The sequence below is a fragment of the Mangrovimonas xylaniphaga genome (assembly GCF_001280435.1).
Taxonomy (GTDB): domain Bacteria; phylum Bacteroidota; class Bacteroidia; order Flavobacteriales; family Flavobacteriaceae; genus Mangrovimonas_A; species Mangrovimonas_A xylaniphaga.
Genome location: NZ_LBIP01000018.1, coordinates 104,140 through 126,888, shown reverse-complemented (window position 1 = coordinate 126,888; position 22,749 = coordinate 104,140). Strand labels below are relative to the sequence as shown.

The following is a 22,749-nucleotide window of genomic DNA, read 5'->3' as shown; positions in this document are numbered from 1 at the left end:
TATACCTTAAATTTATCTTAAGATTACGTAAACAAAAACGCAACCAATTATGGTTGCGTTTTTCAAACATAATTCCTGTTTTATTTTTTAACAACTCTTTTTACCAACTGTCCTTTGTTTGTTTCCAAACTCAACATATAAACACCTGAGGATAGTTGGTCTGTTTTTATATTGTTGGTGTTTTCTTTTGTTTCTAACAATAAACGTCCTTGCATATTATAAAGTTTTATTGAAATTAGCTCTACCTCATCATTCATTTCCAAATGGATTTCTCCATCTATTGGGTTTGGGTAAACAGTTACCAAACTTGACAAAACATGTTCTTCAACTCCCAAAACACCTACAACTTCCGTGGTAACAGTATTGGTGATGATAGGTGCATTATAATCAAAATAAATACTAGCGTTTCCACTCATGATATCACCAACCTCTACCGTTGTTTTAGGCTTGATTTTATAAGCGATAAAACCATGGCTTTCCTGTTCATTTTGCGACTCTGCAGTCAGATAAATACCATTAAAAATAAAATCTACCTCATTGCCATTAGTGACTTCCACTTGATATTCATGACTAGCGTTGGTAATACTTAAAGTACTCCAATCCAAATTTTCATGCAGTTCATCTTCTACCCTAATATTAACCGCACTGGCAGACCCAGTATTTTGGAACCTGATCAAATAATCCAAATATTCACCTGTTTGTTCCATTACAATAGATTCTCCCTGCAGCACCTGTTTGTCATTCGGATCGCGGGAGTTAACCACAATTTGCTCCAAATTAAATGTATTGTCATTGGGTGTATAATCATCGCTATTTGGCAACACCATAGCCGTAAAGCTTAAAACATCCCCACCATTAACGATTGGAGGGGTAAAGGTTTGCATGGTTATGCTTGTTTCCCAACTCTCAAAAGGATTAAGGGCTGTAATACTAAATTCCAGACTATTAGAGGTAGTTGTTTCTGTCTTTGCAGATGCGACCACAAAACTTTGCATAGCCTCATCAAAAGTGAGGGTTGCCGTTATGTTATCCACACTTTGTGTTCCCAAATTTTTAACCACCAATTTATAGGTAGCCTCAAAACCTGGTCGCCCCTCAGTAATTGGTAATAAGGCAATACTTATATCATTGACAACTTGGCTGGAGGTGACACAAAAATTAACAATTTCATCTATAGTGCTCGTAAAATCAACCTCTATAGCTTCAGGACTAACCGTGAAGTATTCAGGCACATTTACCAACGAAACAATATAATTTTCATCCCTTGTTGGAATAGAATACATACCATTGGCAACAGATTGTCTAAAATTACTAATACCATTATCCAGATTTACAAAAAAAACATCTGCAGCTAAATCTTCTGTTGTACAGCCATTAGCATCTAAATCATAGAATACCGAACCTGAAATAGAATTACAAGTTAACGACAAATAATCACCTACCATATTCCAATCCAAAGTATTAATTAAATAATCACGGGCTTCTTGATTGCAATAGTATAGGCCGTGAGCATTAAAAGTTAACCCTGTTGGCATATCTAACTCTAAAAAACGCTCCAACAACAAATCATAATTAATAACATTTAAACCAGAATACATTACAAATGTATTAACACTCATAGCTGCATTAGTAAGATTCCAAGTATCGAGAGGCTGATTAAAGTTAATTGCATAATAAAACATAGAAGACATATTGGTTACATTGGAGACATCCCAGGCATTAAGGGACTGGTTGAAATTAGTTGCCTCTCTAAACATGCTACCCATTTCTGTCACATTGGAAACATCCCAAGTATTGATTGGGTAGTTAAAACTGCTCGCTTTTTTAAACATACCAGCCATATTTGTTACACTGGAGACATTCCAAGAATTAAGAGGTTGACTAAAATTAGTTGCCTCACTAAACATACCACTCATGTCTGTCACATTAGAAACATCCCAGACACCGATGGGTTGATTAAAATCTGCTCTGTAAAACATATTGCTCATATCCGTTACATTAGAAACATCCCAAGAAGCAATAGGATGGTTAAATTTAGATTCGTAAAACATAGCTTTCATAGTTAGCAAATTGGAGACATCCCAAGCCTCAATGGATTGGTTGAATTTAGCCCCACAAAACATATAGCTCATATCAGTTACATTGGAAACATCCCATGCATCGAGAGGTTGATTAAATTTCACTGTTTTGCTAGTAGTGCTAAAAAGTCCATCACTAAACATATTACTCATATTTGTTACCTTAGAAACATCCCAAGCATTAAGGGGCTGATTAAAACTAGCTGCTTGAAAAAACATCGCTTCCATATTCACAACATTAGAAACATCCCAAGCCTCAAGGGGCTGATTGAAACTTCTCGCATAAGAAAACATCTCTCCCATGGTTGATACTTTGGAAACATCCCAAGTATCTAGTGATTGGTTAAAACTAGTTGCCCTATTAAACATCCCAGCCAAATTTGTTACGTTGGAAACATCCCATTCGCCAAGATTAGGTATAATACCTATTGAAGCACATCCATAAAACATTTCTTTCATACTAGTTACTTTACTCAAATTCGGCACATCAGTGGCTTTAATTACTAAATTAGAACAGCCCTTAAACATCCCCTCCATAGATGTCCATTCTGTATCCCCCCACTGTTCCACACTTTTTAAAAGTGTTTCATAATCTTCCTCTAATAAAAACCTATCGAAATTACCAGATACTGTTACAGTATAGGTACCAGGTGCTTCGTAGGTATGTGAAGCGACACCTGATTGATTTGTTAATATTGTACCGTCTCCGAAATCTATAGTGTAATTCCCTCCTTCTCCATATTCAGTTTCAAAGCGAATAAGAAGCTGATTACCATGACCAGCCACTCCCCAAGTAGTGACAAAAGGTGCTTGTGCAACAGCAGCGGATGTCAGTAACACAAATGTTATAAATAAGCAGATTTGTTTCATTGGTTGATTAAGAAATTAGTTGGTTTTCACTATAAAAGAAGAAAAATTATTTAAAGCCTACTAATTTTTTTTAAAATTTTTCTTACAACATCAATAAATAAACACTTGTTAAGCCAAAGTTCGAAAAACCCCTTTTTCTATTTTCAACCTCAAAAAGTTATTTTGCCAAATAAAAAAACGCAACCGGAAATGATTGCGTTTTAACATTCTTTTATATCGATTACTTTATTTATTAACAACTCTTTTTACCAATTGTCCTTTGTTTGTTTCCAAACGCAGCATATAAACTCCAGATGACAATTGTTCTGTTTTTATATAATTGGTGGCTTCTTTGGTTTCCAATAATAAGCGTCCTTGAACATTATACAATTTTGCTGAAATTAGCTCAACTCCATCATTCATTTCTAGATAAACCCCTTCACTTATTGGGTTGGGGTAAACAGTGATGAAGCTTGATAAATTATACTCACCTACTCCCAAAACATCCACAACTTCTGTGGTTACGGTATTGGTAATGATAGGCGCATTATAATCAAAATAAATACTGGCATTCCCACTCATGATATCCCCCACCTGTACAGTTGTTTTAGGCTTGATTTTATAAGCGATATAACCATGACTTTCAGGTTCATTTTGCGACTCAGCAGGCAAGTAAATACCATTAAAAACAAAATCTACCTCATTACCGTTGGTGATTTCCACCTCATAGTCATGACTGGCACTGGTAATACTCAACGTGCTCCAATCTAAATTGTCATGCAATTCATCTTCTACCCTAATATTAATGGCACTGGCAGACCCTGTATTTTGAAACCTGATCAAGTAATCCAAATACTCACTTGTTTGTTCCATAACAATAGTTTCTCCCTGTAACACCTGTTTGTCATTAGGATCGTAGGAGTTCACCACAATTTGCTCCAAACTAAAGGTATTGTCATTTGGCGTATAATCATCGGTGTTTGGCAGCACCGTAGCTGTAAAGTTTAAAAGATCATCCCCATTAACGGTTGGCGGCGTAAAGGTTTGCATGGTAATGCTTGTTTCCCAAATCTCAAAAGGTGCAAGGGTTGCAATGGCAAACTCCAAACTGTTGGTAGTTGTTGCGCTTGTAACAGGATTGGCCTCTACAAAACTTTGCATGGCCTCATCAAAAGTGAGGCTTGCCGTTATGTTATCCATACTTTGTGTGCCCAAATTTTTAACCACCAATTTATAGGCAGCCTCAAAGCCTGGTCGCGCTTGGCCTGTTGGTAACAAGGTAATATTTAAATCGTTGATGTCTTGATTGGCAGTTATACAGAAATCAACAATTTCATCTGATGTACTTTCAAAATCAACCTCTATGGATTCTGGTGTAACCGTATAATAGTTTGGAACATTCATCAACGAAACCGTCCAAGTATCGATATTTGTTGAAATATAATAAGAACCATCACTAACGAACTGAGCATAGGAATTACTACCATTACCCATAGTTACAAAAAAATCGCCCATAGGGATACCTGTTTCAGAACAACCATTATTATCAATATCAAATAACACCTCTCCTGAAATAGAAGCACAAGTATCAGAAATTCCCTCGTCAGGAATGTACCAATTTAAATCATTGGTTAGATAATCATGGGCCGCTTGATTACAATAATATAACCCTACAGCCCCCATGTAAGAAATAGGCAAGTTGAACTCTGTTAGATGCTCCAATAACAGATCATAATTAGCAACGGACAATCCCGTATAGCTTACAAAATGATTGAGGTTTACATCAATATTTGAAAAGTCCCAATTATCCAAAGGTTGATTAAAATTAGTGGCATACGTAAACATAAGATCCATATTTGTGACATTGGAAACATCCCAGGCATTAAGGGGCTGATTGAAATTTGCCGCTTCCCTAAACATACCGCCCATATTTGTGACATTGGAAACATCCCAGACACCAAGGGGCTGATTAAAGCTTTTAGCATAACCAAACATATGATTCATATCTGTCACACTAGAAACGTTCCAAGCATCAAGAGGCTGGTTAAAGCTTTGGGCATAATGAAACATAGTATACATATTTGTGACATTGGACACATCCCAAGTATTAAGAGGCTGATTAAAACTCATAGCAAAGGAAAACACCCCATCCATATTCGTGACATTGGAAACGTCCCAAGCATCAAGGGGTTCATTGAAGCTGGATGCACTACCAAACATACCATCCATAATTGATACATTGGAAACATCCCACGAATTGAGAGGCTGATTAAAGTTTTGAGCGGCATGAAACATCCCGCTCATATTTGTAACATTGGAAACATCCCAAGCCTCAATAGATTGATTAAAATTAGATGCCGCCCAAAACATTTGCTTCATATTTGTCACACTAGAAACGTCCCAAGCTTCAATCCCTGGAACATTTACTAATGAATTACATCCACGAAACATTTCTTTCATACTAGTCACTTGGCTCAAATTTGGTGCATCCGTGGCATTGATTACCAAATTAGAGCATCCCTTAAATGCTCCCTCCATGATTTTCCATTCAACATCTCCCCACTGTTCGATACTTTTTAAACGTGTAGCGAAGCTAGATTCCGGTAAAAATCTATAAAATCCCCCCGAAACAGAAACTGTATAAGTACCAGATGCTCCGTAAGTATGCTCAACGATACCTGATTGATTTGTTAATATCGTACCGTCTCCAAAATCCACTGTATAATTGCCCCCCTCATAGTTACCATCTCCAAATTGAATGTGTAAATTATAAGTGGTCACCTCCCAAGTGGTTATAAAAGGAGCTTGCGCAACTGTTATCGTTGCCCATAACATGATCATTAAAAATAAGTAGGTTTGCTTCATGGGGTTTAATAAAAATTTAGTTGATTTATTTTGTGTAAAAAAAGAGAAAATCCAGCTAAAAACTTAGTATCCCTAAATTATTTTTAAGATTTAACCTACAATTAACTCAACCGCAAATAATTAAATGGTCTTTATATTTATCACTCCATTTTAACCCTAAAGCGTCATTTCTACCCATAAAAAAACGCAACCATTTCTGGTTGCGTTTTTTGTTGAATTATATAGTCTTTCGACTATTTTACTATTTCACTTCTTCGAAGTCTACGTCTTCAACATCGTTGCTTTCGCCTGCATCGCTACCTGCGTTTCCTTCAGGTTGTGCTCCAGCGCCGTTTTGTTGTGCTTCTGCTTGCGCTTTGTACATTTCTTCGCTAGCTACTTTCCAAGCTTCGTTAATTTTCTCCAATGCAGGATCAATTACCGCAATATCCTTGGTTTCGTAAGCTTTCTTCAACTCTTCCAAAGCGTCTTCGATTGGCTTTTTCTTATCATCAGATAATTTATCACCAAACTCCTTCAACTGACTTTCCGTTTGGAAAATCATGGCATCGGCACTGTTCAGTTTATCCGCAGTTTCCTTAGCTTTAGCATCTGCTTCTGCGTTTGCTTCAGCTTCTTGCTTCATCTTTTGGATTTCTTCTTCTGTCAATCCTGAAGAAGCTTCAATACGGATATCCTGCGTTTTATTGGTTGCTTTATCTGTTGCTGATACTTTAATGATACCGTTGGCATCAATATCAAACGTTACTTCAATTTGTGGCGTTCCTCTTTTTGCCGGTGGAATACCGTCTAAGTGGAAACGACCAATTGTTTTGTTGTCTGCTGCCATTGGACGCTCTCCTTGCAACACGTGGATTTCTACTGAAGGCTGATTATCGGCCGCTGTAGAGAACACTTGTGATTTCTTGGTAGGAATGGTTGTATTGGCCTCGATAAGCTTAGTCATTACATTACCCATGGTTTCAATACCTAAAGATAATGGCGTAACATCCAATAACAATACATCCTTAACATCTCCTGTTAATACACCACCTTGAATAGCGGCACCAACAGCTACTACCTCATCTGGGTTTACACCTTTACTTGGTTTTTTACCGAAGAATTTCTCAACAGCCTCTTGAACCGCAGGAATACGAGTAGATCCTCCTACCAAGATAATTTCGTCGATATCACTCTTAGATAAACCAGCAGCTTTCATTGCAGACTCACATGGAGCAATGGTACGTTTTACCAAATCGTCGATTAATTGCTCAAACTTCGATTTTGTCAATGTGCGTACCAAGTGCTTTGGTCCACTAGCAGTTGCTGTAATATATGGTAAGTTGATTTCTGTTTGTGCAGAAGATGACAACTCAATTTTAGCTTTTTCTGCAGCTTCTTTTAAACGTTGTAATGCCATAGGATCTTTACGAAGGTCCATGTTTTCTTCAGCATTGAACTCGTCTGCCAACCAGTTGATGATTTTCTCATCTACGTCGTCACCTCCTAAGTGCGTATCTCCATCGGTAGACAATACTTCAAATACACCGTCTCCCAATTCCAAGATAGAAACGTCATGAGTACCTCCACCAAAGTCGAATACTACAATTTTTTGATCGTGACCTTTTTTGTCCAATCCATAAGCCAAGGCAGCTGCCGTAGGCTCGTTAATAATTCTTTCTACTTTTAAACCTGCAATCTCACCAGCTTCTTTGGTAGCTTGACGTTGAGAATCGTTAAAATAGGCAGGTACTGTAATTACGGCACGAGTTACATCTTGTCCTAAGTAATCTTCAGCAGTTTTCTTCATTTTTTGAAGAATCATGGCCGAAAGCTCTTGAGGTGTGTACAAACGTCCGTCGATATCCACACGTGGGGTATCGTTATCTCCTTTTACTACTTTATATGGTACGCGTTCTGCTTCTTTTTTAGATTCAGAATATTTATTCCCCATAAAACGTTTAATAGAATAAACGGTTTTAGTTGGGTTGGTCACTGCTTGTCTTTTAGCTGGGTCACCAACTTTAATCTCGCCTCCTTCAACAAAAGCAATAACCGATGGTGTAGTACGCTTACCTTCTGCGTTTGGGATTACAACAGGCTCGCTACCTTCCATTACAGAAACACAGGAGTTTGTTGTACCTAAATCGATTCCAATAATTTTACTCATAATACTAATTTCTTTATTTGTTGCGTTGAATGTTCAATTTTAAATTCAGGAGGTATATGTCAATGATTATGCCATTGAAAAAAATATGACACGATGTCATATTTCCATTTTCCTTGTGCCAAAAACCACAGAAAAACAGGAATAGCTCTTAATTAGAACTTCTTTATTTTAATAAGCAATAGCCATCCATTCTTTTAATTTCAGTAACTTTAGAGTTTGTAACATCATTATTTCAACAAAAAAAAATTATTATGAAAAAACTTTTTGCTCTCTTAATGTTTACGTCACTGCTATTTACAGCATGTGAAGGAGACCAAGGCCCTCCGGGCCCTCCTGGTGAACCTGGTTCCATTTTTGTTGCCAGCGCTTTTGAAATAGAAGTCGATTTTACATCTGTCAACGGTTACGAAATCATCGAGCCTTATGGATTCACTGTTTACCCTTCGGATGTGGTGTTGGTTTATATTTCCTGGGAATATGACGGACAGGACATTTGGCGACCATTGCCGCAAACAGCCGAATTTGCAGAAGGCACTTTAGTTTACAATTTCGACTTTACTCAAGACGATGTGAGATTATTTTTAGACGGAACCATAAATTTTGGCATCCTTGGCTCCGAATGGACCCAAGACCAATATTTCAGAGTGGTTGTAGTTCCAGCCGACAATGTTGATGGTGTTGACCTTAATAATTTGGATGCCGTTATGGAAGCTGGAGGCATTTCTGCTTTTGAACAAAAGTAACTTCACACCCAGTGTAACCCACTAAAATCAAGACACTTAAAATAAACGTTAATACAACTTCAGCATTAACGTTTATTTTGCACTTTTCTAGCTCTTATCTTCTTCAACAAACTGTATATTTGCGCTCAATTATATCGTTTTCGTAAATGGAGTGCATTAGTGTTTTTGACATGTTAAAAATTGGTGTGGGACCATCTAGTTCCCATACACTTGGCCCTTGGAGGGCTGCAGAACGTTGGATTGCCGAACTAAAAGCAAACAAGAAATTTGATAAGGTTGAGAAAGTAACTGTTGACCTTTTTGGCTCCCTATCCTTAACAGGAAAAGGCCACGCTACAGATTATGCCGTGCTTCTAGGATTAAGTGGTGCAGACCCAGAACGCATTCCAACCGAAGACATTGATGTGATCATTGCTAACATCAAAAACTCACAAACACTTTGTTTCAATAACGAAAAAATGATTCCCTTTGATTTTAATGAGGGGATTAAATTCAATCGAAAGTTCCTGCCCTTCCATGCCAATGCACTCACCTTTACGGCAACCATTAATGGAAGAAATTACAAATCTACCTACTACTCTATTGGCGGTGGATTCGTGGTTCAAGAAGAACGTAAAGTAGCCAAGGCCAATAAAATTATCTTTTATTGCACCTTCCCTTACCCTATTGAAACGGGCACCCAACTGTTGGATTTCTGCAATCAATTGAACCTTCCCATTTCCGGAGTTGTTTTGGAAAACGAAAAATCCATACGAGAGGAAGCGGCTATCGATTTTGAATTGAAGCGCGTTTGGGACACCATGTTGGAATGCATGTACCTAGGTTGTCATACCGAGGGAAACCTGCCAGGTGGCCTAAATGTAAGAAGACGTGCTTACGATACCCATCAAAAACTAAAAGGAGAACTTCCATATAATACACCTCAGGAATGGTTGGAGACCATTCGGCTTACAGAAGTAAAATTTAGACAGATCTTTAAATGGGTAAGTTGTTTTGCTTTAGCAGTAAATGAAGTAAACGCCTCCTTGGGACGTGTAGTTACGGCCCCTACCAATGGTAGTGCCGGGGTGATTCCTGCCGTATTGATGTACTACATGGTAATTGAAAATCACAAAGCTAATTTCGAGCATATAAAACGTTTCCTTTTGGTGGCAGGAGAAATTGGTAGCATCTTTAAAAAAGGCGCCACGATCTCAGCTGCAATGGGTGGATGCCAAGCCGAAATAGGCGTATCCTCTGCCATGGCCGCTGGTGCTCTTTGCGAGCTTTTGGGAGGAACCCCAGAACAGGTGTTGGTAGCTGCAGAAATTGCTATGGAACACCATTTGGGACTTACTTGCGACCCTATTGGCGGATTGGTACAGGTGCCTTGTATCGAGCGTAACTCTATGGGCGCCATTAAAGCCATTAATGCCGCTGAATTGGCCTTGGACACAGACCCCAACAATGTAAAGGTGCCATTGGATAAAGTAGTTAACACCATGTGGGAAACTGCAAAAGACATGAATTCCAAGTACAAAGAAACTTCAGAAGGAGGTTTGGCCGTAGGAGTTAACCTAACGGACTGTTAACAAAGTTTTAGCGTTTCAACACAAAGGAATAATAGCTTTAATAGCATAATTTCTTATTTAAACTCATTATTTTTGCATCTCCTAAATGTAAAACACTATGTCTGTAGCTAAAAAAGAATACAAACGAATTACGGTTAAGTCCTTGGTAGAAATGAAGCAAAACGGAGAGAAAATCTCTATGCTTACTGCCTACGACTATACTATGGCGAAAATTGTTGATGAAGCTGGAATAGATGTTATTCTTGTTGGAGATTCTGCCAGTAATGTTATGGCTGGTCACGAAACAACACTTCCCATCACTTTAGACCAAATGATCTATCATGCCTCTTCTGTAATAAGAGCGGTTCAACGTGCTTTGGTTGTAGTGGATTTACCTTTTGGCAGCTATCAGAGTGACCCTAAGGAAGCCCTTAGGTCTGCCATTAGAATCATGAAAGAAAGTGGCGGACATGCCGTAAAACTTGAAGGTGGTAAAGAAATCAAGGAGAGTATCAAACGTATTCTTCATGCAGGTATTCCTGTTATGGGGCATTTAGGATTGACGCCGCAATCTATTTACAAATTCGGAACCTATACTGTAAGAGCTAAAGAAGAGCAAGAAGCCAAAAAGCTTAAGGAAGACGCCTTAATGTTGGAAAAAGCTGGTTGTTTCGCCATTGTTTTGGAAAAAATCCCCGCGCAACTTGCCAAGGAAGTAGCCGAAAGCGTTTCTATCCCCGTTATCGGTATCGGTGCTGGAAATGGTGTAGACGGACAGGTTTTGGTATTACATGACATGTTGGGAATGACCCATGAATTTAATCCAAGATTTTTGCGTCGCTACATGAATCTTTATGAAGAAATGACCTCGGCCATCTCACAATATGTAGACGATGTGAAGACATTGGATTTCCCTAACGACAACGAACAATACTAAGGTTCTAATTTCCCAATATCAGTACAGTGGGCAAAAAAACCATATCCACACCAGAAAATCTTCAGGTTTTATATGAGGACAATCACATTATTGTGGTTAACAAACGTGCTGGCGATTTGGTACAAGGCGACAAAACTGGGGATTCGCCACTTAGCGATATCGTTAAGGCGTATTTAAAAGACAAATACAACAAACCCGGAAACGTATACCTTGGCGTAGTACATCGTTTAGACAGACCCACTACAGGCATTGTGCTGTTCGCAAAAACCAGCAAGGCACTTCCAAGACTCAACAAATTGTTTTCAGAAAAAAGTGCCTCCAAAACCTACTGGGCCTTGGTTAAAAACCAACCTCCAAAAACAGAAGACACCCTTATCCATTGGTTAAAAAAGAATCCAAAGAATAATAAATCTTCCGTATTCCACAAGGAAACCAACGGTAGCAAAAGAGCCGTATTGCACTACAGCCTTCTCAAGCAATTGAACAATTATTTTTTGTTGGAAATTGAATTGGAAACCGGCCGCCACCATCAAATTAGATCTCAATTATCTAGTATTGGAAGCCCAATCAAAGGGGATTTAAAATATGGTTTTGACCGAAGCAACCCCGATGGCAGCATTCATTTACATGCCCGGAAATTGGAATTTACGCATCCGGTTTCAAAAGAAGCTATATGCATTACTGCTCCTTTGCCCAATGATCCACTTTGGGAGGCCTGTTAAAATTGAAAAGGGTATTTAAGAGTCAGTCTAGTGCCTTCACCAGGCTTAGATTCTAGCAAAAAAGAAGTATCAACTAAAGCAGCCCTACTTTTCATATTGATCAACCCTGAACCTTTTGTAATAGTTTCCCCATCAAATCCTTTTCCGTCATCCAATGCTACAATTACAAGTTCTTCGAGTGTATAATTAAGCGTTACAGCCAATGTTTTAGCTTTGGAATATTTCACGGAGTTGGAGAAGAATTCCTGCAGAATTCTAAAAAGAATGATTTCATGCTGCTTATTGTTCAACTGCCTTCTTTCGCCCTGAGCCTCAAATGTTACTATTTGAAACTTCAGGCGCTTTAATCGGTTCATTTCATTGGCTAGACTTGTTTCCAATCCCAAATTTAACACCACTTCATTGTTGAGCGACTTGGAAAGTCCCCGTAACTCGTCCAGACTTTCCTTCACAATGTCCGAGGTGGCCTGAACCTTTTCACGATTCTCTTCTGTAACCTTTGAAGACAGTATTTTCAATTGCATACTGGCATAGGTCAGTAATTGGGCCACATTATCATGTAATTCCCTTCCAACTTGCTTCATAGTTTCTTCTTGAATTTCCATTTGAGCATTTCGAAGTCCTCTTTCAAAAGCCTGCTGCTGTCTAATTCTATCCATAACAAGCTTGTTCTTGCGCTTTTGAAACACTATAAAAAACACAATAATTAATGAAGAAATAACTACCAGTACGGCAATCATATATACCAAGAGATAACGTTCGGCTTCCGTACTAATTATTGATTCTGCGGTTTGCAACATAACAAGGCTAAACTAAAAGTAACGTACATCATAAAATTGGCACAGAACAAAACCGACCATTTCAAGACTAGATAGTCCATATCAGCCAAATTACTGTACCTATTAAAAAAAATAAGAGGAATGGTAGCAAAGAAATAAATGAGAAGCACAGAACTAATATAAAAATTAATTGACTTATAAAAGGTTAAGATTTTATCCGATTCGAGCACTTCTATAAAATATATGGAGATACTCATTAAAATTAACAACATGCCCCCTATGTTAATCCCAGGCATAAAGGCCGTAAAAAAAGTTTTGTAATCTAACATAATTGAAATAAAGGCAAACACAATATACGCTATAGTACTTGCCTTTAAGATTATTTTAAGTTTACTCGATTGCATTGTCTTTCTGAAATAAAATGAAAAGAACAGAGCACTGCCCATATTCCAACAAAGAGTATACCACCAAAAATTTCTCTCAAAAAGTGTTCCCTTTATGTAAAAGATTAGAAACTTTGGATAATTAGCCACCAATTCAACAAAGACAATAAATACCAAATAGAAGATAAAATATCGCACAGGCGTCTCTTTATATTTTCCATAACACATTACCGCTATAAAAGCTGCAAGGGATATTAATATATCCGACATTAAAGAATAATTATCGAAAATAAACACCTTCATACGAAAATTTTACTGTGGATAATTAGCTGTAGGGGGGTCACCTGGTTTAGCTCCATCAAACCCGTCGGCATCTTCAATATCGGATGTAGTCTCCACAAAATTAAAAGAGAACATACTTGCTTCCGAGGTTTCCAAGCTTGCCGTCCCCCGAATTCCTGTAGGAATTAAAAACATAGTGGTCAATCCAGCCTCTCCATTTGAATCCGGTTCTGCACCAAGATAAATCCTAATACCATTCATAGAATATCCCAATCCAGCAGCCTGATGCTCAGCGTAGTCCAAATAATCCCTTAAGCCAGATAAAGAATACCAAGAAGAACGATTATCTCCCTGCTTAACTAAGGAATCATTAATTAATTTGTGCCTCAAATCAAAAGCTCTATCCAAAACCTTTGCTTGGCTTGGAGTGATAACTCCCTTAGGCGCAGCAATTTTTTCAATGACAGGTTCCGCTGTCCCTACTTCCGATTTGCAACAATACAAATACGTTGCGAGGGCTCCCAAAACAAACCCTACTACTAATAAAAGAATTTTTTTCATAATTATATGGTTAATTGTTCATGCCAATATATTGAAAATCTGCACAACAACCTTAGCTTATATAATAATTTTCTTACACATAGGGTTTCCTTACAAATCTCAACTTTTGCCCAACTCCTTTCTGAGCCAATAAATTGATAGAAGCATCCGTAAGCTGCAACACCCTTGGATACCCTCCAGTGGTTTGACAATCCCGCATCAACACGATCAATTGTCCAGAAGGTGTCAATTGCACCGTTCCAGGGAGCACAGGAGCGGTTATAATGGCGTTTAAACTATTTTGAAGGGTTTCATTCAACTGATAAGCCATACGGCTGTTATGGTTCGAAATTGTAAATGATTTTGAAAACAAGATGAATTGTTGCTCTTTGGAGAGCTCATTGAACTCTGGCCCTTCAAAAACCTCCAAGGTCTCCGAAACAACATAGGAGTCACCAAACCTAACAACTGCATGTCTTTCCAAGATATGTTTCTTCATTTCCATAAGCTTCAACTCATCTCCCTTTAAAACCTTACTTTGTAGCGTCACCGGCCAATACATACTTCGACTTCCCAATACGGATTCTGTTTGAACACCACCCAAAACAGCCAAATAACACCTCATCCCCTTTTGCAATCTTCCAAAAGTCAATCTATCTCCTTGAAAAACGTTAATAGCCATATTGTTTTTAATAGGCTTTCCATTAATTGCCGGACTCATTTCCGCACCAACCATACAAATACTCGTCACCTCAGTAAATTCCAGCTCAGGACCTACCATGGTAATCTCCAAAACAGCCACATGTTCCGGATTCCCTAAAAGCGCATTCGCAAACTTTGCAGATTGCACATCCATAACTCCAGAAACAGGCACTCCAAAACTACCGTGTCCAAACCTTCCCAAATCTTGAACAGAAGTATACAATCCTGCCTTTAGAACCCTAATCATAACCGCTTTCTAAATTTAGGTTGATACACTCCAAAACCCACATCTCTTTTTATCTTTTCATACTCCAGTATATCTATTGGAACAAACTGAACTTGATCTCCCGCTTTTACAAAACAGGGAGGCGATTGTTGCGGATTAAAAAATTCTAAGGGAGAATTTCCAATAATATTCCACCCTCCCGGACTTTCATTTGGGTAAATTCCGGTTTGATGGCCACCAATGGCCACCGCCCCTTTTTCAACCTTCATTCTTGGCTTGGATTTTCGTGGAAATTGAAGTTGATGATCCAATCCTCCTAAGTATAAAAATCCGGGTAAAAACCCGATAAAATAAACCATGTAAAATGGTTGGGAATGCAGTTGGATTACCTCTTGTATTGTTAACTTTTTTTCTTCTGAAATTTCATTCAAATCTAAACCAAATTTAGTATCATAGCAGACTGGAATTTCCCAAACCAAAGATTCCAAATTTACATCATCAACTTGCGATTCATATAGTGATTTCAAATTCAAAATTTCACTATTGAAATCATCAATAGTTAAACTATAAACAACTAATAATGAATTATATGATTGAATAACCTCAACAATAACTTTAGAAAGATTTTTCCGAATCTTATTTTTAAATAAAAGTACATCTTTTAATACATCTTCTTCAATACGAGAAGGCAATTCCACTAAAATAGAACGTTCATTGAAAGGTAAAAACTTCAACTGAAAACCCTTCATAACATCATAAAATTTTCACATTATTCACCTTTAATTTGGCAGTCAATTCTTGAAGTATTTGTACTGCTTTTGGATGGTCGCCGTGAACACAAAAAGTATCGGCTTTTAAATCCATTTCAGAACCACAAACAGTCCTTACTTTTTGCGTTAAAATCATGTTGTAGACATGATCAAAAACAGCTTCTGTAGTTTCAATAATAGCCTCAGATTCCTTTCTGGACACCAAGGTCAAATCATCATGGTAATTCCTATCGGCAAAAGCCTCATAAGTCACCTTAATATTTTCCTTTGAGGCCAAATCTGCAATTACAGATTTATAGGGTACGTATAAAGCCACGGGCATCGCAATGCTTTTGATTACCTCTATTATTACCTGAGCGGTCTTTACATCTACAGCCGCCTTATTGTACAAAGCACCATGAGGTTTGATATGGTGCAAAGGGACATTTTCTTGATAGAGAATTTTCGTCAAGCTCCTCACCTGCTTTTTAAGGGATGTATATAAATCTGCGCAGGATATCTTTATGGATTCTCGTCCAAAATTTTCTTTGTCGGGATACGAAGGATGTGCCCCAACCTTCACTTTATACAATTTGGCCAACTTCACCACAACCCGCATACTCTCCTCATCTCCGGCATGCCCACCACAAGCAATGTTACATGACGAAATATAAGGCATCAACTGCGCTTCGTTGCCCAACCCTTCACCTACATCCGCATTAATATCTACAACAAAACGACTCATTATATCACTTGTAAAACTTTCAATATACTTTTCAATCCTAAAAGAATGGTCACAACTAAGATAATCATTCCCAAACTATTTTGAAACATGGAATTCTTGTAAGTCCCCAACAAAGACGCTCTATTCATAGCCCATAGTAAAAACCCCGCGATTAACGGCAACAACAATCCGTTTGAAAATTGAGCAAAACGAATGATTTCTATCAAATTAAAACCTCCCATCGAAACTAAAACTCCAACTAACAAAACAACACTCCAAACTACTTTAAATCGAGTCGATTTTAAATTGGAAGGCCACCCAAAACACCCACAGGCCACATAAGCTGCTGCCAAAGGCGCCGTAATAGCACTGGTGATTCCTGCCGCAAATAGGCCTATGGAAATGACATATTTTGAAAAGAACCCAAACAAGGGCTCCAAGCTTTTTCCTAAATCGCTTGCATTAGTCACCTCCAAGCCGTTTAGGGCCGACGCTGCAATAATTACACACATAGAAACCATTCCTCCTAACACCACAGCAATACCCGTATCCGTTCTCGCGAATTTTAAGCCCTCTGTGCCTTTCCATTTCTCTTTTGCCAAAGAGGCATGCAAAAACAAATTATAAGGCACCACAGTGGTCCCTATAAGCCCCACAATGGTCATCAAACCTCCTTCAGGACTCTTAAGCATGATAATCCCTTTTATGATGTCCACTATATTGGGACGAGTTACCACAGCAACAACCAAAAACGACACACTCATAAGAATGACCATTGCCAAAAGAACTTTCTCCAACAACTTATAACTTCCCTGAAACAACAACAAAAAGGCTAAAATTCCAACGAGGATTACATGGAGATTAAAAGAAAACCCTAAAAACTGAAGATTCATTTTTCCAAACACAGCCTCCAATCCCAACACAGCACCACTGATATTTCCGGCTTCATAAGCCGTATTGCCTACAACAATCGCGGATAACACCAAAAGCACTAAAAATCGTTTAGCCAATTTGTTCTTTACCTCACTCTGCAACACATCTGCCAATCCCTTTTGCGTCACAATACCCAAACGAGCTGCCATTTCCTGCAATACTATGGTAGCCACAATAGAAAAAACCATAGCCCACAACAAATCCAAACCAAACTGCACACCCGCAATGGTACATACGGTTACTGTTCCAGGCCCAATAAAGGCAGCTGCTACCAAAGGCCCTGGGCCAATGTTCTTAAGCCATCTACTCATGAATAGAATTCAATGCATAAATGGCAAAACTTCCCAACCAGTGCCCACCTTCATAACCATCCCCAACAATAGACGGCAGCGAGTGATTAATATTTTTATAGGCGATGTTCTGTAAATGTTGATATTCAGGAATGCCTTCGGAGATTTTCATCAAACTCCAAGCTCTTGAAAAATTCACTCCATCCAAGTGCACTAATTTCCCATCTGATCGATCGGAAACCTTACCGACATCCAAAGCAAAATTAGACGCTACTAGTTGCGGTAAAAAGTCAGACAACCATGGTTTAAAGGTTTCTTTTGGCAAAATTCGCTTCATCAAAGCCGCCTCTTCCAAACAAGGGGACAAGAAATCAAAACCTCCAGGCTCCCATGATAAGGGACATCCTTGATCGTTCATATAGAAATCCTTAGCTCGTTGCTCAATCAACTCTTTCAAAGCTATATGCCCCACACTTAAAGCATAATCATAGGCAAAGGATAAGCCAAAGGCAGTGTTTGGGTGCTCTCCTACCCTAATGGGATAGTTCAATTTAGGAAGAAACTCCAAATATTTCGTCACGATCAAATCTGTCAATGGCTGCAGATTACTTTCCAGTTCTCTCGCAACTGGATCATTCCAAGTGTGAAGCTCCTCGGCTAATTTCAGTAACCAGGCCCAACCATAAGTTCGCTCATAAGTTTTGTTATGTTCTCCATAAAAATAAGCGACTTCTTGGGCAATGTTCTCTTTAGAAATATGCTCCAGTAGCCTTCCTTTTATCTCCGAAGCACCTTCCAACTCAGGAAACTTCTTCAACAAACTTACCAAACTCCAATGCCCATGTACCGCCGAATGCCAATCGAAACAGCCATAAAATGCGGGATGCAATGTCTTTGGGGATTGCAGGTCTTCATCACCGCCAATCACCTGATTTAACTTATTGGGATATTCGGTGTCCGTACAATGTAAGGGCAATTGGGATAGCCTTTTGGCTTCTTCAAGATTTAGCACAGGTGCTTTTTCTGTTTTTTCTCGGGTTATTTCTTTAGCTACTTGCTTATTTTCACTTGACGGATTCTTGCAGGAGAACACCACAGCAAGCGCCATTACAACATAATATTGTTTCATTTAATACTGTTTATTTTAAATTTAGGACAATTACCCCAACCAACCTTCCCTATCCAAACTTCTATATTGAATAGCCTCACTTATATGAGCTCCCCGAACCTCAGCACTGCCTTCCAAATCGGCGATTGTTCTTGCCACTTTCAAAATACGGTCATAGGCTCTTGCAGACAGATTCAAGCGTTCCATAGCCGTTTTTAACAACTGCTTGGAAGCCTCATCCAATACACAATAGTTTCTGATTTGCTTTGTATTCATTTGCGCATTGTAATGCACATTATCATATTCCTTAAAGCGTGTCGATTGCATCTCTCTAGCCTCGGTTACGCGCTTTCTAATATCCACAGAAGGCTCACCTTTTCTATCATCGGAAAGTTTTTCAAAAGGCACTGGTGTCACTTCAATATGGATATCGATTCTATCCAACAATGGCCCAGAAATCTTACTCAAATACCGCTGCATTTCTGCTGGAGAAGAGGTCACAGGTGCACTGGGATCATTAAAATAGCCACTAGGACTTGGATTCATACTGGCCACCAACATAAAACTGCTGGGATAGGTCACAGTAAACTTTGCTCTGGAAATAGTCACTTCCCGATCTTCCAAAGGTTGACGCATCACTTCCAATACCTCTCTTTTAAACTCGGGAAGCTCATCCAGGAATAATACTCCGTTATGCGACAAAGAAATTTCACCTGGTTGCGGATAACTTCCCCCGCCGACTAAGGCAACGTTCGATATCGTATGATGAGGGCTTCTAAACGGCCGTTGCGACATCAATCCCGTGTGTTCTTTCACCCGCCCCACTACCGAGTGTATTTTTGTGGTTTCCAAGGCCTCACTTAAAGTCATGGGTGGTAAAATGCTAGGCAAACGCTTTGCCAACATGGTCTTTCCTGCTCCGGGAGGCCCAATTAAAATAATATTATGCCCACCAGCCGCAGCAATTTCCATACAGCGCTTGATACCTTCCTGCCCTTTGACATCTGCAAAATCGAATTCGGGAAACTCTAGGTTTTTAAAAAACTCTTCACGCGTATTAATGATCGTTTGCTCTAAAGGTTCCTCCTTATCAAAAAAGTTAATGACCTGCGTGATGTTATCCACTCCAAACACTTCCAAGTCATTCACAATGGCTGCTTCCTTAGCATTCTGACTCGGCAAAATAAAACCCTTAAAACCTTCCTCCCTCGCTTTTACCGCAATGGGCAATGCGCCCTTTATGGGCTGCAACGTGCCATCTAGAGACAATTCTCCCATTATCAAGTACGATTCCAAGGCTTCCGCTTTAATCTGACTTGAAGCAGCCAAAATGCCAATAGCCAAAGTCAAATCATAGGCAGAGCCTTCCTTTCGCAAATCGGCAGGAGACATGTTAATGATGATCTTTTTCCCAGGAATTTTATAGCCGTTATTCTGAAGCGCTGCTGCAATTCTGAAGTTACTTTCTTTAATCGCATTATCAGGCAATCCCACAAGGTGATACCCTATGCCGTTGTCCACATTAACTTCCACGGTAACCGTAGTAGCCTCAACGCCGAACACAGCACTTCCATAGACCTTTTTTAGCATCGTTGATTGGTTTTGCTTAAAAATAGGAAAATTTGGGAAATAATAATATTGTTTGAAAATTCACTATTATTACATGACAAAGCATTTATTACATGAACACCACAAAACGCATTGGTTTCTTCCTTGGCCCGATTCTGTTTATTCTTATTCGCTTATTTTTCCATTCTGAAGGTCTTTCCGCTGAAGCCAATGGTGTATTGGCATCCACTGCATGGATAGCCGTTTGGTGGATTACCGAAGCCATCCCCATTGCAGCCACCGCGCTTTTGCCGATAGTTCTGTTTCCGCTTTGCGGCAGTTTGGACATAGGAACTACGACGGCTTCCTTCGGGCATAAATATGTTTTTCTTTATTTAGGAGGTTTTATTATTGCCATTGCTATTGAAAAGTGGAACCTCCATAAACGCATTGCTCTAAACATCATCAATCTTATTGGCTCCAACATTCATAAAATCATTTTGGGGTTTATGGTCGCCACCGCCTTTCTGTCTATGTGGATTTCCAATACAGCCACTTCTGTCATGATGCTCCCCATTGGCATGGCGATCATCAACCAGTTAAAGGACAATCCTAAAACCTTGAAAAATGAAAACGAGCTCTTCGGAAAAGCTTTAATGCTCGCCGTTGCCTACAGTGCTTCCATTGGAGGCATCGCCACTTTGATTGGAACCCCTCCCAATTTGGTGTTAGCAGGCATCGTGAAGAGCACCTACAATTATGAAATCACCTTTCTACAGTGGTTTTTATTTGGATCTCCCATTTCTGTTTTAATGCTCTTTATCTGCTGGAAATATTTAACCCGCGTAGCTTTTAAATTTCATCAAAAGGAATTTCCGGGAGGCAAAGATGAGATCAAAAAACTTCTAAAATCACTTGGAAGCATTAGTTATGAAGAAAAATGGGTGACTGCAATTTTTGCGACTACAGCATTTTGCTGGATCACTAGATCCTTTTTATTGCAAAACCTACTGCCAGGGCTAGACGACACCATTATTGCCATCCTTTTTGCATTGGTATTATTCTTTATCCCCTCCAAAACCAAAGGCGAACAATTGATTTCTTGGGAAGACACACAAAAACTCCCTTGGGGCATCATTCTTTTGTTTGGTGGCGGTATGGCTCTCGCGAAGGGCTTTGAAAGCAGTGGACTCGCCCTTTGGATTGGCAATCAAATGACCTCGCTTACAGGCATTGCAACTTTTCTAATTATACTACTTCTGATTGCTGCTGTTAATTTCTTAACTGAAATCCCCTCCAATTTGGCCACAACCGCCATGTTACTTCCCGTATTGGCCCCTATGGCCTTAACGGTAGACATGCATCCGTTCACCTTGATGGTGAGCGCTGCTGTAGCGGCATCCTGTGCCTTTATGCTTCCAGTTGCCACACCACCCAACGCCGTAGTATTTGGATCTGGTTATTTGAGAATACCCGATATGGTAAGTAAAGGGTTTGTAATGAATCTAGTATCCATACTCATCATTACATTGTTTGTGTATTTTGTACTTCCTGAGCTTTGGGATATCAACCTATTAGGCTTTCCTGAAGATTTAAGACTTAATCCAATCCCTGAATGAACTCTAAAGTCCGTTTTTCATTGTAATAAAATCCATCTCTCAAACAGAAGCCTACATGCCCTCCATGTTTAGGCATTTCCAAATAGATATTTGGATTTTCTTTGGCATCTTTTACAGGATAACATTCCGGTGACAAAAACGAATCATTCAACGCATTGATGATTAAAGTCGGGACTTTAATACCTTTTAAGAATTGTAAACTACTGCATTGTTCATAATAATCCACCGCATCCTTAAAACCATGCGCTCTTGAAGTATAAACGTCATCAAAATCACTTAATGTTTTGATGGACTGTAATACAGCATCATTCAACTCTTCCGAATATCTTAGCTGCTTCACTTTTAATTTATTCAGCAAATGTCTTTTAAATCGATCGTGAAAAAGAACATTTTTAAAAGTATGAAGTTCTTCTGCAGACCCTTGAAGATAACAAGGCACAGACACCGCAACTCCCGCCTTAATCTCAGGAACTAATTCTTCTCGTTCGCCCAAATACTTAAGCACTATATTCCCACCAAGACTCACGCCATGGAAAAATATCTGTGAATAGGATTTGGTTTTCAAAATATGTTGAATAACCTCATCCAGATCATTGGTTGCTCCAGAATGGTAAGAATAGTATTTTAAGTTATCCTCCCCACTACAACCTCTAAAATTCACACAAACGGCATCAATAGCATTGGCATTGCATAATTTGGCAACCCCTGTCATATAAGGGCGTTGAGCATTTCCTTCCAGACCATGTAAAACAATTATGAGTTTATCTGTTTTGGTTTCGGTGTAGCTCCAATCCAAATCCAAAAAATCCCCATCAGACAAGGTGATACGTTCGCGTTCTTGCTCCACACCCTTTACCTTACGAATCAAACCAGAATATACGGTAGACACAAATCCGTTTTTTAATAATACAGGTGGTTTATAGTCCGAATGAAGAATAGGCATAGCACATTATTTATGGGAGACAAAACTAAG

17 protein-coding genes are annotated in these 22,749 nt (G+C 39.0%); 5 read left to right on the top strand and 12 right to left on the bottom strand.

Translation table 11 applies throughout. From position 1 onward, the window contains the following. Positions 1–80: 80 nt before the first annotated feature. The 3 genes from ZA06_RS11645 to dnaK all read right to left on the bottom strand — a co-directional run bounded on the left by ZA06_RS11645 (position 81) and on the right by dnaK (position 7,941). A complete protein-coding gene (locus ZA06_RS11645) occupies positions 81–2,948 on the bottom strand; it encodes a BspA family leucine-rich repeat surface protein (RefSeq protein WP_053977652.1) in 2,868 nt (955 codons plus the stop codon). Positions 2,949–3,173: 225 nt separating this feature from the next. Continuing rightward, a complete protein-coding gene (locus tag ZA06_RS11640; RefSeq protein WP_053977651.1) occupies positions 3,174–5,792 on the bottom strand; it encodes a BspA family leucine-rich repeat surface protein in 2,619 nt (872 codons plus the stop codon). A gap of 241 nt (positions 5,793–6,033) precedes the next feature. Then, positions 6,034–7,941: a molecular chaperone DnaK gene (dnaK, locus tag ZA06_RS11635; protein WP_053977650.1), complete on the bottom strand. Its 1,908-nt coding sequence runs from the start codon at positions 7,939–7,941 to the stop codon at positions 6,034–6,036. 251 nt (positions 7,942–8,192) lie between these two features. Between dnaK and ZA06_RS11630 the strand changes: the two genes are divergently transcribed. The 4 genes from ZA06_RS11630 (at position 8,193) to ZA06_RS11615 (ending at position 11,893) form a co-directional block, all read left to right on the top strand. Then, positions 8,193–8,684, top strand: coding sequence for a hypothetical protein (locus ZA06_RS11630; protein WP_053977649.1), 492 nt, complete (start codon positions 8,193–8,195; stop codon positions 8,682–8,684). 146 nt (positions 8,685–8,830) lie between these two features. After that, a complete protein-coding gene (locus ZA06_RS11625; protein WP_053977648.1) occupies positions 8,831–10,255 on the top strand; it encodes an L-serine ammonia-lyase in 1,425 nt (474 codons plus the stop codon). Between the two features lie 97 nt (positions 10,256–10,352). Next, entirely contained in the window at positions 10,353–11,171 is an 819-nt protein-coding gene (panB, locus tag ZA06_RS11620) for a 3-methyl-2-oxobutanoate hydroxymethyltransferase (protein ID WP_053977647.1), read from the top strand. Between the two features lie 26 nt (positions 11,172–11,197). Further along, the gene (locus tag ZA06_RS11615) at positions 11,198–11,893 is read left to right on the top strand and encodes an RluA family pseudouridine synthase (RefSeq protein ID WP_053977646.1); all 696 of its coding nucleotides are present in this window, start codon (positions 11,198–11,200) and stop codon (positions 11,891–11,893) included. Here the strand turns inward: ZA06_RS11615 and ZA06_RS11610 are convergent. The 8 genes from ZA06_RS11610 to ZA06_RS11570 form a co-directional block, all read right to left on the bottom strand. Further along, positions 11,890–12,693 carry a sensor histidine kinase gene (locus ZA06_RS11610; RefSeq protein ID WP_053977645.1) on the bottom strand — a complete coding sequence of 268 codons (804 nt, stop codon included), beginning with the start codon at positions 12,691–12,693 and terminating at the stop codon, positions 11,890–11,892. The two genes, ZA06_RS11615 and ZA06_RS11610, sit on opposite strands and share 4 nt — an antisense overlap. A 674-nt stretch (positions 12,694–13,367) precedes the next feature. Next, the gene (locus ZA06_RS11600) at positions 13,368–13,898 is read right to left on the bottom strand and encodes a hypothetical protein (protein WP_053977643.1); all 531 of its coding nucleotides are present in this window, start codon (positions 13,896–13,898) and stop codon (positions 13,368–13,370) included. 73 nt (positions 13,899–13,971) lie between these two features. After that, the gene (locus ZA06_RS11595) at positions 13,972–14,826 is read right to left on the bottom strand and encodes a 5-oxoprolinase subunit C family protein (protein WP_053977642.1); all 855 of its coding nucleotides are present in this window, start codon (positions 14,824–14,826) and stop codon (positions 13,972–13,974) included. Beyond that, entirely contained in the window at positions 14,823–15,554 is a 732-nt protein-coding gene (gene pxpB / locus ZA06_RS11590; protein ID WP_053977641.1) for a 5-oxoprolinase subunit PxpB, read from the bottom strand. Before pxpB ends, ZA06_RS11595 begins: the two co-directional genes overlap by 4 nt. A gap of 4 nt (positions 15,555–15,558) precedes the next feature. Continuing rightward, the gene (pxpA, locus tag ZA06_RS11585; RefSeq protein WP_053977640.1) at positions 15,559–16,299 is read right to left on the bottom strand and encodes a 5-oxoprolinase subunit PxpA; all 741 of its coding nucleotides are present in this window, start codon (positions 16,297–16,299) and stop codon (positions 15,559–15,561) included. Continuing rightward, positions 16,299–17,522: an Nramp family divalent metal transporter gene (locus ZA06_RS11580; RefSeq protein WP_053977639.1), complete on the bottom strand. Its 1,224-nt coding sequence runs from the start codon at positions 17,520–17,522 to the stop codon at positions 16,299–16,301. Before ZA06_RS11580 ends, pxpA begins: the two co-directional genes overlap by 1 nt. Next, positions 17,515–18,630: a DUF2891 domain-containing protein gene (locus tag ZA06_RS11575; protein ID WP_053977638.1), complete on the bottom strand. Its 1,116-nt coding sequence runs from the start codon at positions 18,628–18,630 to the stop codon at positions 17,515–17,517. Before ZA06_RS11575 ends, ZA06_RS11580 begins: the two co-directional genes overlap by 8 nt. A 30-nt stretch (positions 18,631–18,660) precedes the next feature. Next, on the bottom strand, positions 18,661–20,199 hold the full coding sequence (locus ZA06_RS11570; RefSeq protein ID WP_053977637.1) for a YifB family Mg chelatase-like AAA ATPase: 1,539 nt from the start codon (positions 20,197–20,199) through the stop codon (positions 18,661–18,663). Positions 20,200–20,291: 92 nt separating this feature from the next. Here ZA06_RS11570 and ZA06_RS11565 point away from each other — a divergent pair, with 92 nt between their 5' ends. Then, positions 20,292–21,776 (top strand): SLC13 family permease, encoded by a 1,485-nt coding sequence (locus tag ZA06_RS11565; protein ID WP_053977636.1) that lies wholly within the window; start codon positions 20,292–20,294, stop codon positions 21,774–21,776. Here the strand turns inward: ZA06_RS11565 and ZA06_RS11560 are convergent. Beyond that, the gene (locus tag ZA06_RS11560; protein ID WP_053977635.1) at positions 21,757–22,719 is read right to left on the bottom strand and encodes a YheT family hydrolase; all 963 of its coding nucleotides are present in this window, start codon (positions 22,717–22,719) and stop codon (positions 21,757–21,759) included. The genes ZA06_RS11565 and ZA06_RS11560 overlap by 20 nt on opposite strands. Positions 22,720–22,749 lie beyond the last annotated feature (30 nt).

Bases quoted from the DNA above. Each gene is read 5' to 3' on its own strand.
- ZA06_RS11645 (WP_053977652.1), bottom strand. From the start codon at position 2,948: ATGAAACAAATCTGCTTATTTATAACATTTGTGTTACTGACATCCGCT.
- ZA06_RS11640 (WP_053977651.1), bottom strand. From the start codon at position 5,792: ATGAAGCAAACCTACTTATTTTTAATGATCATGTTATGGGCAACGATA.
- dnaK (WP_053977650.1), bottom strand. From the start codon at position 7,941: ATGAGTAAAATTATTGGAATCGATTTAGGTACAACAAACTCCTGTGTT.
- ZA06_RS11630 (WP_053977649.1), top strand. From the start codon at position 8,193: ATGAAAAAACTTTTTGCTCTCTTAATGTTTACGTCACTGCTATTTACA.
- ZA06_RS11625 (WP_053977648.1), top strand. From the start codon at position 8,831: ATGGAGTGCATTAGTGTTTTTGACATGTTAAAAATTGGTGTGGGACCA.
- panB (WP_053977647.1), top strand. From the start codon at position 10,353: ATGTCTGTAGCTAAAAAAGAATACAAACGAATTACGGTTAAGTCCTTG.
- ZA06_RS11610 (WP_053977645.1), bottom strand. From the start codon at position 12,693: ATGTTGCAAACCGCAGAATCAATAATTAGTACGGAAGCCGAACGTTAT.
- ZA06_RS11600 (WP_053977643.1), bottom strand. From the start codon at position 13,898: ATGAAAAAAATTCTTTTATTAGTAGTAGGGTTTGTTTTGGGAGCCCTC.
- ZA06_RS11595 (WP_053977642.1), bottom strand. From the start codon at position 14,826: ATGATTAGGGTTCTAAAGGCAGGATTGTATACTTCTGTTCAAGATTTG.
- pxpB (WP_053977641.1), bottom strand. From the start codon at position 15,554: ATGAAGGGTTTTCAGTTGAAGTTTTTACCTTTCAATGAACGTTCTATT.
- pxpA (WP_053977640.1), bottom strand. From the start codon at position 16,299: ATGAGTCGTTTTGTTGTAGATATTAATGCGGATGTAGGTGAAGGGTTG.
- ZA06_RS11580 (WP_053977639.1), bottom strand. From the start codon at position 17,522: ATGAGTAGATGGCTTAAGAACATTGGCCCAGGGCCTTTGGTAGCAGCT.
- ZA06_RS11575 (WP_053977638.1), bottom strand. From the start codon at position 18,630: ATGAAACAATATTATGTTGTAATGGCGCTTGCTGTGGTGTTCTCCTGC.
- ZA06_RS11570 (WP_053977637.1), bottom strand. From the start codon at position 20,199: ATGCTAAAAAAGGTCTATGGAAGTGCTGTGTTCGGCGTTGAGGCTACT.
- ZA06_RS11565 (WP_053977636.1), top strand. From the start codon at position 20,292: ATGAACACCACAAAACGCATTGGTTTCTTCCTTGGCCCGATTCTGTTT.
- ZA06_RS11560 (WP_053977635.1), bottom strand. From the start codon at position 22,719: ATGCCTATTCTTCATTCGGACTATAAACCACCTGTATTATTAAAAAAC.